This is a genomic window from Pseudomonas sp. RC3H12, assembly GCF_018596375.1.
Taxonomy (GTDB): Bacteria; Pseudomonadota; Gammaproteobacteria; order Pseudomonadales; family Pseudomonadaceae; genus Aquipseudomonas.
In genome coordinates this window covers 2903951-2915865 of the sequence record NZ_CP075595.1, presented here as the reverse complement: position 1 = coordinate 2915865, position 11915 = coordinate 2903951, and the positions used below count along the sequence as shown (strand labels likewise).

General features: G+C 62.7%; 12 protein-coding genes and 4 tRNA genes. 8 read left to right on the top strand and 8 right to left on the bottom strand.

Translation table 11 applies throughout. The features are described from left to right. Nucleotides 1-3: 3 nt before the first annotated feature. The 8 genes from KHO27_RS13305 to folD form a co-directional block, all read right to left on the bottom strand. Nucleotides 4-495, bottom strand: coding sequence for an Lrp/AsnC family transcriptional regulator (locus KHO27_RS13305; protein ID WP_214500349.1), 492 nt, complete (start codon nucleotides 493-495; stop codon nucleotides 4-6). Nucleotides 496-508: 13 nt separating this feature from the next. Further along, complete coding sequence (locus KHO27_RS13300; RefSeq protein WP_250888364.1) at nucleotides 509-1327, bottom strand: ABC transporter ATP-binding protein; 819 nt, start codon at nucleotides 1325-1327, stop codon at nucleotides 509-511. Between the two features lie 4 nt (nucleotides 1328-1331). Further along, nucleotides 1332-2045, bottom strand: coding sequence for an ABC transporter permease (locus KHO27_RS13295; protein ID WP_214500348.1), 714 nt, complete (start codon nucleotides 2043-2045; stop codon nucleotides 1332-1334). After that, nucleotides 2042-2749 carry an ABC transporter permease gene (locus KHO27_RS13290; protein ID WP_111533021.1) on the bottom strand — a complete coding sequence of 236 codons (708 nt, stop codon included), beginning with the start codon at nucleotides 2747-2749 and terminating at the stop codon, nucleotides 2042-2044. The genes KHO27_RS13295 and KHO27_RS13290 overlap by 4 nt, the downstream gene beginning before the upstream one ends. Before the next feature lie 97 nt (nucleotides 2750-2846). Beyond that, the gene (locus KHO27_RS13285) at nucleotides 2847-3629 is read right to left on the bottom strand and encodes an ABC transporter substrate-binding protein (protein WP_110700966.1); all 783 of its coding nucleotides are present in this window, start codon (nucleotides 3627-3629) and stop codon (nucleotides 2847-2849) included. Nucleotides 3630-3878: 249 nt separating this feature from the next. Continuing rightward, complete coding sequence (gene ocd / locus KHO27_RS13280; protein WP_214500347.1) at nucleotides 3879-4925, bottom strand: ornithine cyclodeaminase; 1047 nt, start codon at nucleotides 4923-4925, stop codon at nucleotides 3879-3881. A 19-nt stretch (nucleotides 4926-4944) separates the two neighbouring features. Beyond that, on the bottom strand, nucleotides 4945-5862 hold the full coding sequence (gene ctlX, locus KHO27_RS13275) for a citrulline utilization hydrolase CtlX (RefSeq protein ID WP_102683234.1): 918 nt from the start codon (nucleotides 5860-5862) through the stop codon (nucleotides 4945-4947). 306 nt (nucleotides 5863-6168) lie between these two features. Continuing rightward, entirely contained in the window at nucleotides 6169-7023 is an 855-nt protein-coding gene (gene folD / locus KHO27_RS13270) for a bifunctional methylenetetrahydrofolate dehydrogenase/methenyltetrahydrofolate cyclohydrolase FolD (protein WP_023629744.1), read from the bottom strand. Nucleotides 7024-7278: 255 nt separating this feature from the next. Here folD and KHO27_RS13265 point away from each other — a divergent pair. The 8 genes from KHO27_RS13265 (at nucleotide 7279) to clpX (ending at nucleotide 11858) form a co-directional block, all read left to right on the top strand. After that, nucleotides 7279-7355, top strand: a tRNA-Arg gene (locus KHO27_RS13265). Nucleotides 7356-7390: 35 nt separating this feature from the next. Further along, nucleotides 7391-7466: transfer RNA gene (locus KHO27_RS13260), tRNA-His, on the top strand. A 57-nt stretch (nucleotides 7467-7523) separates the two neighbouring features. Then, nucleotides 7524-7608, top strand: a tRNA-Leu gene (locus tag KHO27_RS13255). A 36-nt stretch (nucleotides 7609-7644) separates the two neighbouring features. After that, nucleotides 7645-7720 (top strand) — tRNA-His (locus tag KHO27_RS13250). Between the two features lie 151 nt (nucleotides 7721-7871). Continuing rightward, nucleotides 7872-8171, top strand: a complete 300-nt coding sequence (locus KHO27_RS13245) for a DUF6388 family protein (RefSeq protein ID WP_046854887.1) — start codon at nucleotides 7872-7874, stop codon at nucleotides 8169-8171. A 248-nt stretch (nucleotides 8172-8419) separates the two neighbouring features. Beyond that, nucleotides 8420-9733: a trigger factor gene (gene tig, locus KHO27_RS13240; RefSeq protein WP_110700961.1), complete on the top strand. Its 1314-nt coding sequence runs from the start codon at nucleotides 8420-8422 to the stop codon at nucleotides 9731-9733. Nucleotides 9734-9824: 91 nt separating this feature from the next. Then, complete coding sequence (gene clpP / locus KHO27_RS13235; protein ID WP_023629742.1) at nucleotides 9825-10466, top strand: ATP-dependent Clp endopeptidase proteolytic subunit ClpP; 642 nt, start codon at nucleotides 9825-9827, stop codon at nucleotides 10464-10466. Nucleotides 10467-10574: 108 nt separating this feature from the next. Then, on the top strand, nucleotides 10575-11858 hold the full coding sequence (clpX, locus tag KHO27_RS13230) for an ATP-dependent Clp protease ATP-binding subunit ClpX (protein ID WP_031314790.1): 1284 nt from the start codon (nucleotides 10575-10577) through the stop codon (nucleotides 11856-11858). The last annotated feature ends 57 nt before the right edge of the window (nucleotides 11859-11915 follow it).

Sequence of the window (11915 nt, the reverse complement as noted above, 5' to 3'; positions counted from 1 at the left end):
TGTTCATGGCTGCGGCGCCGTGCTCTTCACCGCCGCCAGCTCTGGATGCGCCACCAGCTTGTCGATATGCAGCTCGTCGTTGTTCATCCAGGTCTCGGTCAGCACCCGGTAGTGCTCCATGTCGCGGCAGCGCATGCGCAGGCTGTAGTCGAAGTGCCCGCTGATCAGCTGGCACTCGTAGACCTGCGGGCAGGCGCGCACGGTGGCTTCGAAGGCCCGCTGCGCCGAGCGCCCGCTCTGGTTGGACAAGGCCACCAGCACCAGCAATGACAACCCGGGGGAAACCTGCTGCAGGTCGATGATGGCCCCGTAACCGCGGATTACCCCGCGCCGCTCCAGCTTGCGCACCCGCTCCAGGCAGGGCCTGGGGGTCAGGTGCACGAGGGTGGAGAGCTTTTCGTAGGTGATCCTTCCGTGGTGGCGCAGCACGTCGATGATCGCTTCGTCGATGCGATCCAGCGGTGCCGAGGTGGAGCTGATGGCCTTGCTATCCATATACGGCTTGACTTCACTTGAGGCGGTTGGAGAGGAACTGCCGCAGGCGCTCGCTCTGTGGCCGGTCGAGGATCTCGGCGCTGCCGCTTTCCTCGACCAGGCCCTGGTGCAGGAACAGCACCTGGCTCGATACCTGGCGGGCAAACCCCATTTCATGAGTGACCATGAGCATGGTACGTCCTTCCTCGGCGAGCGTCTGTATCACCTTGAGCACTTCGCCGACCAATTCCGGGTCGAGTGCCGAGGTGGGCTCGTCGAACAGGATGATTTCCGGCTCCATGGCCAGCGCCCGGGCGATGGCCACGCGCTGTTGCTGGCCGCCGGAGAGAAACGCCGGATACTGCTCGGCGGCGCGGGCCGGCAGGCCGACCTTGTCCAGGTACTTGCGCGCCCGTGCCTCGGCTTCGCTGGCGCTGATCCCCAGCACCTTGCGCGGCGCCAGGCAGATGTTTTCAAGCACCGTCAGGTGGCTCCACAGGTTGAAGTGCTGGAACACCATGGCCAGGCGTGTGCGCAGGTTCTGCAGTTGGGCCGGTGGCGGGGTGCGGGTGCCGGGGTGGATCTCCAGGGTCTGGCCGTCGAGGGTGATGCTGCCGGCGTTGGGCTGCTCGAGAAAGTTGATGCAGCGCAGGAAGGTGCTCTTGCCCGAGCCGCTGGCGCCGATCAGGCTGATCACATCGCCCTTGCGTGCCTGCAGCGAGACGCCCTTGAGCACCTGGTGCTCGCCGTAGTGCTTGTGCAGGCCCTCGACGCTGAGCTTGATCGCGCCGGCATGGGCGTGTGCCTTCGGGGCCTGGGCGAAGGTGGAAAGTGGCAGTGCGGTAGCAGTCATGTTTTCAGCCTCGTACAGGGTCAAGGAAGCGCATCCAGCGCCGTTCGGCCACGCGGAACAGGCCGACCAGGGCGAAGGACAGCAGCATGTACAGCAAGGCGGCCACGCCGAAGGCCTGGAAGGTCAGGAAGGTTGCGGCGTTGGCGTCGCGGGCCACCTTGAGGATGTCGGCGACGGTGGCGGTGAAGGCCAGCGAGGTGGCATGCAACATCAGGATCAGTTCGTTGCTGTAGGCCGGCAGCGAGCGGCGCAGGGCGGCGGGCAGCACCAGGAACAGGTTGAGCTTCCAGCCGCGCAGGCCATAGGCCTGGGCCGCCTCCAGCTCGCCGGCGGGCAGATTGCGGATGGCCCCGGCGAAGATTTCCACGGTGTAGGCGCAGGTGTTGAGCACCAACGCCAGCAAGGTGCAGTTGAGCGCGTTGCGGAAAAACTGGTCGAGCAGGGCGTGGTCGCGCACCACCTGCAGGCTGTAGAGCCCGGTGTAGCAGATCAGCAGCTGGATATAGAGCGGCGTGCCGCGGAACACGAAGGTGTACAGCTGCACCGGCAGGCGCAGCCAGGCATGATGCGAGGTGCGCGCCAAGGCCAGTGGCAGCGACAAGGCGAAGCCCAGCACCATGCTGGCCAGGAACAGCCAGAGAGTCATGGCCAGGCCCGAGAGGCCGGTGCCATCGTTGTAGAGATAGGCCAGGCCGTATTCCTGAAGGAGTTCGATCATCGCGCCAGCTCCTTGATGCCGGTGTTGTAGCGCCGCTCGAGGTGCTTGAGCAGGCGGTTGGACAAGGTGGTGATGACCAGGTAGACCAAGCCCGCCAGGCACAGGAAGAACAGCATGTCATTGGTGGTCTTGCCGGCGTTCTGCGCGGCCTTGACCAGGTCGGCCAGGCCGATGATCGACACCAGTGCGGTGGACTTGAGCAACACCAGCCAGTTGTTGCCCAGCCCCGGCAGGGCAAAGCGCATCAGCTGCGGGAACAGCACCAGCCGAAACCGCTGCGTCCTGCTCAGGCCATAGGCGGTGGCGGCCTCCAGCTGTCCGGCGGGTACGCTGAGGATGGCGCCGCGGAAGTTCTCGGTGAAGTAGGCGCCGTAGATGAAGCCCAAGGTGACTACCCCGGCGCTGAACGGGTCGATTTCGACATAGTCCCAGCCCAGCATCTCGGTCAGGTCGTTGAGCCAGATTTGCATGCTGTAGAAGATCAGCAGGATCAGCACGAGGTCGGGAACGCTGCGGATCAGTGTGGTGTAGAGGGTGGCCGGGAGGCGCAGCAGCCTTGATCGCGACAGCTTGGCGCTGGCGCCGATCAGGCCCAGTGCGAGGCTGAGCGCCAGTGACAGCAGGGCCAGCTTGAGGGTCATCCAGGTGCCCTGGGCCAGCAGCGGGCCGAAGCCTTGCAGGCCGTGGGAGAGGAAGTCGTTCATGGCAGGGATCTCGCGGGGAGGCCGTCGCGGGGCAAGCCTGCTTCCAAGCAGAGGTGAGCCCGTGGGAGCGGGCTTGCCCCGCGATCGGCGCTGTAGGTCACTCGTTGTAGATGTCCACGTCGCCGACGTATTTCTTCTGGATCTCGGCGTAGGTGCCGTCGGCATGGATCATGGCGATGCCCTTGTCGAGCAGGGCCTTGAGTTCGGGATCGCTCTTGCGCAGGCCCATGGCGATGTCCAGCGGCAAGGTCGGGTCCTTTATCGCCGGGCCGCTCTTGAAGTCGGCGCCTTCGGGCTTGGAGAGGAAGTTGAGCTGGGCTTCGAGCTTGTCGGTGACGGTGGCGTCGAGGCGGCCATTGATCAGGTCGGCGTAGTTCTGGTCCTGGCTCTGGTAGGCCTTGACCTGCGCGCCCTGAGGCGCCAGCACGGTGCGGGCGTAGGCTTCCTGCAGCGAACCCTGGAGCACGCCGACCTGCTTGCCCTTGAGCGATTCGGTGGAGTCGCCGAAGTCGGCTGACTTGCGCACGATCACCGAGGTGGGGCTGAGGAACAGGCGGCTGGTGAAGTCGATCTGCTTCAGGCGTGCCGGAGTGACGGCCATGGAGGACATGATGGCGTCGAACTTGCGGGCGCGCAGGGCCGGGATCATGCCGTCGAACTCGTTGTGCACCCAGGTGCACTTGACCTGCAGCTTGGCGCAGATGGCGTTGCCCAGGTCGATGTCGAAGCCTTGCAGGCTGCCATCGGCGGCAACGGATTCGAAAGGTGGGTATTCGGGGAAGACGCCGAAGCGGATCTCGGTCCACTCCTTGGCCTGGGCAACGCTGGTGGCACACAACGAGAACAGCAGCACGCCGAGGCGTTTTCGCATGGAGAACATGGTCTTGGGTCCCTGGGTGTTGTTATTGGTAGTAGGGCGGTTGATGCGCGTAGGTCCGTCAGTGACTCATGGGTCGCGCTCAGGATGCGCGAGATAGACAGGTTTTTTGTGTCGTTTGCCAGCGCGTGGGAGGCCGGATTCGGCTGTTAGTGGGCTACTTGCAGCCGAAACGGCTGTTTCGACAAAGATTTATGGATGTGCGACAGCCGTTTCGGTCAATGGGGCCGCCAAGCGGCCCCGCGTGTTCGGTCAGGCAGCACTGGCCTTGCGCTCACGCCCTTTTGGCTGCAGCAAGGCAAACAGGTCCTTCGGGTTCTCGAGTTCAGGCACCAGCGCAATGTCATGCCCGATGTCCAGGGTGCGGGCCACGTCGAGCACATAGCGCAGCGCCGAGTAGTCCTCCAGGGCGAAGCCGACCGAGTCGAACAACGTGACCTGCCCGGCGTTCTCGCGGCCTGCGGCGCTGCCCTCGACCACCTGCCAGAACTCGGTGGTCGGCGAGTCGGCCGGCATCTGCTGGATCTCGCCCTCGATCCGGCTCTGCGGTTCGTACTCGACGATCACTCGGGCACGCTCGACGATGTCGCGGTGCAATTCGGTCTTGCCCGGGCAGTCGCCGCCCACGGCATTGAGGTGCATGCCCGGCTCGATCAGCTCCGGGGTGAGAATGGTGGCGTAGGCCTTGTCGGCGGTGACCGTGGTGACGATATCGGCGCCGCGTACCGCCTCGGCCACGCTGCCGGCGATGGTCAGCTTCAGTTGCGGGTAGCCGGCCAGGTTGGCTGCCAGTTTCTCCGAAGCCTTGCGGTCAATGTCGAACAGGCGGATTTCCTCGATGCCCAGCAGGGTGTGGAAGGCGATGGCCTGGAACTCGCTTTGCGAGCCGTTGCCAATCAGCGCCATGCGCTTGCTGTCCGAGCGCGCCAGGTAGCGGGCGGCCAGGGCCGAGGTGGCGGCGGTACGGATGGCGGTGGTCAGGGTCATCTCGCTGAGCAGCACTGGCGCGCCGGTATCGACATCGCCCAGGGCGCCGAAGGCCATCACGGTGAGCAGGCCGTTGTGGGTGTTCTTCGGGTGGCCGTTGACGTACTTGAAGGCGTACAGGCTGGCGTCGGACACAGGCATCAGTTCGATCACCCCGTCCGGCGAGTGGTTGGCCAGGCGCGCGCATTTCTCGAAGTCGTGCCAGCGCAGGTAGTCCTGGCGGATGTACTCGGCCATCTCGGCCAGGCAGGTGGGCAGGCCCTTGCGGTTGACCAGGCGGGCGAGGTCATTTACGTCGATGTAGCGGGTCATGATGGTTCTCCTTGACGGGTCAGTGGCGCGAGGGCAGGTGGATTTCGGCGAGCATGCAGCGGGCGCTGCCGCCGCCTATGCGTTCGATATGGTCGATGTTCACCACCAGCGGATGGCTGTGGCGTTCGACCTGGCGGCGCTGCTGCGCATCGAGCGAGCGCCAGGCGCTGCGCGACATCACCAGCAGCGAGCGGCCGTCGCGGTCGTGGACCTCGAGCATGTTGCCGGCGAAGTTCTCCAGCTGATCGAAGTTCAGCGCCAGCACCTGCTTGTCGGTGTCGCGCAGCGAGTGCTCCAGTGCGCGGCGTTCGTCTGGGTGGGGCAGGGCATCGAGGCAGGCCACGGCGAGCTGGCGGCCGACATTCATCATCACGTTGCTGTGGTAGATCGGCGCCTGCTGGCGGTCCACCGCGTGGAACAGGCACAGGCGGTAGTCCAGATGCTCGGCGAACTGGCGCAGGGCGCGTTCGTGGGTGCGCCCCGAGTGACAGGCGTAGCTGATGCGGTGCTCGCGGTCCAGGACCATGCTGCCGGTGCCTTCGAGGAACAGATTCTGCTGTTCCAGCGGGCTCAGGTCGACGGTGCGCTGGATGGCGAAGCGCTCGCTCAGCACGCCCAGTACGCCCTTGCTGCGTTCCAGGCGGCGGTTCTTGCCCTCCATCGGGTAGAGCACCAGACTGCCGTCGGCATGGCTGCTCCAGCAGTTGTTGGGGAAGATCGAGTCAGGGGTATGGGGCTCTGGGGTGTCTTGCACCACCAGTACGTCGACGCCGTGCTGGCGCAGGCTGTCGACGTAGCCGTCAAACTCTTCCAGGGCCTTTGCGCTGGCGGTCTCAGGGTCCAGCGGCGCTTGCTGGAAGCGGTTGTTGGCGGCGGTGTCGGGGTTGAAGGCGAACCGCGCCGGGCGAATCATGAGGACGGTATTTGTTGTTTGCATTGGGCACGCATCCACAGGTGGGCTGTGTGACCATTGTGTGATGGTTTGCGGTGAGATCCCGGCTGAAGCGGACGGGGCGGGCAGCGGGTCCAGCTGAAATGGCTTGTTTGGCAGCGGAATCGGCTGGTGCCACAGAAAAAGGTCGCCATCCTCGTGGGAGAGGGCTTGCCCCGCGATGGCGTCGGCAGATCCATCGCTATCGCGGGGCAAGTCGGGTCGCCGCATCGCCGCTCCCACAAGGATGAACTGTACAACTGAAAACGGCGCCTCGAAGGGCGCCGTTTTCTTTATTGCCGGAACACCGTATTACTTGTGCAGCTCTTCAGCCGCATACAGGGTGTTCTCCAGCAGGCATGCCCGGGTCATCGGACCCACGCCGCCCGGCACCGGGGTGATCCAGCCGGCGCGGGGCAGGGCGGTCTCGTAGACCACGTCGCCGACCAGCTTGCCGTCTTCCTGGCGGTTGATGCCGACGTCGATGACGATTGCGCCTTCCTTGACCCACTCACCCTTGACCAGCCCCGGCTTGCCGGCAGCAACCACCACCAGGTCGGCCCGGCCGACATGGCCGGGCAGGTCCTTGGTGAAACGGTGGCAGACGGTGACGGTGCAGCCGGCCAGCAGCAGCTCCATGGCCATCGGTCGGCCGACGATGTTGGATGCGCCGACGATCACCGCGTTCATGCCGTACAGATCCTGGCCGGTGCTATGCAGCAGGGTCATGATGCCTTTCGGAGTGCACGGACGCAGCAGCGGGATGCGCTGTGCCAGGCGGCCGATGTTGTAGGGGTGGAAACCGTCCACGTCCTTGTCCGGGCGGATGCGCTCGAGCAGCAGCGAGGCGTCCAGATGCTCCGGCAGCGGCAGTTGTAGGAGAATGCCGTCGACTGCCGGGTCGTCGTTGAGCCGGTCGATCAGATCGGCCAGGGCTTGCTGCGTGGTATCGCTGGGCAGGTCGAACGCCTGGGAAATGAAGCCGACCTCTTCACAGTCCTTGCGCTTGTGCGAGACATAGACTTGGGAGGCCGGGTCGCTGCCGACCAGGATCACCGCCAGGCCTGGCGTGCGCAGGCCCTGCTGGCGGCGCTCGGCGACACGTTGGGCGATCTGCTGGCGCAGGTTGGCGGCGATCGCCTTGCCATCGATAAGGTGTGCAGTCATAGACGCGTGATTAACCATCGAGAAGGGAACATATATAAGAAGGGCACATTCTCGCACGACATGGCCCAAGGGCAAAGGCGGGTGGTCGGGCAAATCCCCTAACCCCTTCAATAATTTAAATTTTTTTGCGAAAGGTGTTGACGCCCCTCAGGGTCGCCTATAAGATTCGCCGCACTTGTCGGGCACTGCCTGGCACGGGTTGGCAAAGTCGAGCAGGGCAAGTGGTTCGCTTGTTCGGTTTGGCTGGAAGCTTAAGCGCCCGTAGCTCAGCTGGATAGAGCATCCGCCTTCTAAGCGGATGGTCGCAGGTTCGAGTCCTGCCGGGTGCGCCATTTAGGCTCGGGCAAGTAAGCAGTAACGCGTTATGGTGGGCGTAGCTCAGTTGGTAGAGCGCCGGATTGTGATTCCGGTTGTCGTGGGTTCGATTCCCATCGTCCACCCCAGATTTTTCAGGGGCGCCTCGATTGAATGATCCGGCGCCCTTGTTCTAAGCGTTTCATGCGGACGTGGTGAAATTGGTAGACACACTGGATTTAGGTTCCAGCGGCGCAAGCTGTAAGAGTTCGAGTCTCTTCGTCCGCACCATGTTTCTGTAAGGCTGTACCGCAACACTGCATTATGGTGGGCGTAGCTCAGTTGGTAGAGCGCCGGATTGTGATTCCGGTTGTCGTGGGTTCGATTCCCATCGTCCACCCCATATTTTCAGAAGGCGCCCGGATCGAATGATCGGGCGCCTTTTTTGTTTCTGCCATCCGGTGCCTGTGGCTACTGGTGGTCAGGCGATAAAAGCTGTTAGATTTCAGCCGGTTGAATGCCTGGCTGAACAGACTGGCAGAGGAGTAGCGCAAATGATTGCAAAAGAGGCGCGCCAGGCCCTGGCGCTGCAGCGTTTTGCCGAGGCAAATCCGCAGTTGCTCGAAGAAATCCGTGAGCTGGATGCCCGTGAGCAGGCCCAGCAGATCGAATGGGCGTTCGAGGATGCAGCCCAGGAGCAGGGCGTCCAGCCTTGGGAGTACGCGTTGCAGTTGATCGCCGAGTCGCCGGAGCAGTTGCAGGCCATGCGCCTGGAAGTGCACCGCGAGGTGGCCGAGGCGTTGGGCCTGGCTTGGGAAGAATACTGCCAGTTCAACGAGATCGAGCCGCAATAAAACTGGCGATCGCCCAGGCTGTTGTTTGTTTGACAAGGTTTTACAACTGCGCGGCATTCGAGGTGGCGCGCGGTCGTTATATGAATAGGCTCGACGCCCCGTCGTGCGTGCCTTCCAGGGAAATCGACCGGCGTGTTTCGCCGACAATCCGGGTGGGGTGACTTCTGGTGCGCGAGTCACTAGAATGTTTGCCCTTGATTCTGGAGTCGGGTTATCGCCGGCTAACGTCTGTGCAACGAGGAATATCCATGCAAGTTTCTGTTGAAAACACTTCCGCTCTCGAGCGCCGCATGACCATCGCCGTTCCGGCCGAGCGCGTCGAGAACGAAGTCAACAAGCGTCTGCAGCAGACTGCCAAGCGCGCCAAGATCGCGGGCTTCCGCCCGGGCAAGGTGCCAATGAGCGTGATCCGCCAGCGTTTCGAGGCCGATGCCCGTCAGGAAGCCTTCGGTGACCTGGTCCAGGCTTCCTTCTACGAAGCCATCGTCGAGCAGAAGCTGAACCCGGCCGGCGCTCCTGCCGTCGAGCCAAAATCGTTCGAAAAAGGCAAGGACCTCGAGTTCGTCGCCATCTTCGAAGTCTTCCCTGAGTTCACCGTTGCCGGTTTCGACTCGATCGCTGTCGAGCGCCTGAGCGCCGAAGTGGCTGACGCCGACCTGGACAACATGCTGGAAGTCCTGCGCAAGCAGAACACCCGCTTCGAGGCTGTCGAGCGCGCCGCGCAGAACGACGACCAGGTCAACATCGACTTCGTCGGCAAGATCGACGGTGAAGCCTTCGCCGGTGGTTCGGCCAAGGGCACCCAGCTGGTACTGGGCTCCGGCCGCATGATCCCGGGCTTCGAAGAAGGTCTGGTTGGCGCCAAGGCTGGCGAAGAGCGCGTGGTCAACGTGACCTTCCCAGAGGACTACCAGAACCTGGACCTGGCAGGCAAGGCCGCCGAGTTCACCATTACCGTCAACAGCGTTTCGGCTCCTGTGCTGCCAGAACTGAACGAAGCCTTCTTCGCCCAGTTCGGTATCAAGGAATCGACCCTGGAAGGCTTCCGCGCCGAAGTTCGCAAGAACATGGAGCGTGAACTGCGCCAGGCCATCAAGACCAAGGTCAAGAACCAGGTCATGGACGGTCTGCTGGCCGCCAACCCGGTCGAAGTGCCAAAGGCCCTGCTGGAAAACGAAGTCAACCGTCTGCGCGTGCAGGCCGTTCAGCAGTTCGGTGGCAACATCAAGCCTGAGCAGCTGCCAGCCGAGATGTTCGAAGAGCAGGCCAAGCGCCGCGTGGTCCTGGGCTTGATCGTTGCCGAAGTGGTCAAGCAGTTCGACCTGAAGCCGGACGAAGCCAAGGTTCGCGAAGTCATCGAAGAGATGGCCTCGGCCTACCAGGAGCCTGAGCAGGTCATCGCCTGGTACTACAAGAACGACCAGCAACTGAACGAAGTGCGTTCGGTTGTACTGGAAGAACAAGTTGTAGATACTGTCCTGCAGAAAGCGACTGTGACCGACAAATCGGTCTCGTACGAAGAAGCGGTGAAACCAGCCCAGGCAGCTGCCGACGCTGAGTAACAGGCTACTCTCGTAGGAAACCCCCACAAGCCAGCCTTCGCGCTGGCTTGTGCGTATTCAAGCCATGACTATTTGGGAGTGAGTGCAGGACATGTCCCGCAATTCTTATATTCAGCAGAGCTCTGACATCCAGGCCGCGGGCGGCCTGGTCCCGATGGTTATCGAGCAGTCCGCCCGTGGCGAACGCGCCTACGACATCTATTCGCGCCTCCTGAAGGAGCGCGTGATCTTCCTGGTCGGCCCTGTAGAGGACTACATGGCCAACCTGGTAGTGGCGCAACTGCTGTTCCTTGAGGCGGAAAACCCGGACAAGGATATCCATCTTTACATCAACTCCCCAGGCGGCTCCGTGACAGCTGGCATGTCGATCTACGACACCATGCAGTTCATCAAGCCGGACGTCTCGACCATCTGTATCGGCCAGGCCTGTAGCATGGGCGCCTTCCTGCTCGCGGCTGGTGCCGCCGGCAAGCGCCACTGCCTGCCCAACTCGCGGGTGATGATTCACCAGCCGCTGGGCGGCTTCCAGGGCCAGGCGACCGATATCGAGATCCACGCCCAGGAAATCCTCAACATCAAGGCGCGCCTGAACGAGCTGCTGGCCCATCACACCGGCCAGCCGCTGGAAACCATCAAGCGCGACACCGAGCGTGACAACTTCATGAGCGCTGCGCGCGCGGCCGAGTACGGCCTGATCGACTCGGTCTACGACAAGCGGCAACTGGCATCCTGAAGCAATGCGCCAGAGCGGGTGGGTGCAGATTGCGCCTACCCGCGGACTTGAAAAAGCCAGCGATTGCCTTCATCTTGTGTTTCAAGCCTACCGGATTGGATCGATCGAATGACTGACACCCGTAACGGCGAGGACAACGGCAAATTGCTCTATTGCTCCTTCTGCGGCAAAAGCCAGCACGAAGTGCGCAAGTTGATTGCCGGCCCCTCGGTATTTATCTGCGACGAGTGCGTCGACCTGTGCAACGACATCATCCGTGAGGAGGTGCAGGAAGCCCAGGCCGAGAGCAACGCGCACAAGCTACCCTCGCCGAAAGAAATCAGCGGTATCCTGGACCAGTACGTCATTGGTCAGGAGCGCGCGAAAAAGGTGCTGGCGGTAGCGGTGTACAACCACTACAAGCGCCTGAACCAGCGTGACAAGAAGGGCGACGAAGTCGAACTGGGCAAGAGCAACATCCTGCTGATCGGGCCGACCGGCTCGGGCAAGACGCTGCTGGCCGAGACACTCGCGCGCCTGCTGAACGTACCGTTCACCATTGCCGACGCCACCACCCTGACCGAAGCCGGTTATGTCGGTGAGGACGTCGAGAACATCATTCAGAAACTGCTGCAGAAGTGCGACTACGACGTGGAAAAGGCCCAGATGGGCATTGTCTACATCGACGAGATCGACAAGATCTCGCGCAAGTCGGACAACCCGTCCATCACCCGTGACGTCTCGGGCGAGGGCGTGCAGCAGGCGCTGTTGAAGCTGATCGAGGGCACCGTTGCCTCGGTGCCGCCGCAAGGCGGTCGCAAGCATCCGCAACAGGAGTTCCTGCAGGTTGATACCCGCAACATCCTGTTCATCTGCGGTGGCGCGTTCTCTGGCCTGGAAAAGGTCATCCAGAACCGCTCCACCAAGGGCGGCATCGGTTTCAGTGCCGAAGTGCGCAGCAAGGAAGAGGGCAAGAAGGTCGGCGAGTCGCTGCGTGAGGTCGAGCCGGACGATCTGGTCAAGTTCGGCCTGATTCCGGAGTTCGTCGGCCGTCTGCCGGTTCTGGCGACGCTGGACGAGCTGGATGAGGCTGCTCTGATGCAGATCCTCACCGAGCCGAAGAACGCGCTGACCAAGCAATACGCCAAGCTGTTCGAGATGGAGAGCGTCGACCTCGAGTTCCGCAGCGATGCGCTCAAGGCCGTTGCCCGCAAGGCGCTGGAGCGCAAGACCGGCGCCCGTGGCCTGCGTTCGATCCTCGAGGGCGTGCTGCTCGACACCATGTACGAGATTCCTTCGCAGAAGGATGTCAGCAAGGTGGTGATCGACGAAAGCGTCATCGAAGGCTCTTCGCAGCCGCTGCTGATCTACGAGAACAGCGAGCCGCAAGCCAAGGCCGCTCCCGACGCCTGATTGGGAACGGGGTAGCAGCAGGAAGGGGCCTTTTTGGCCCCTTTTTGCATTTCATGT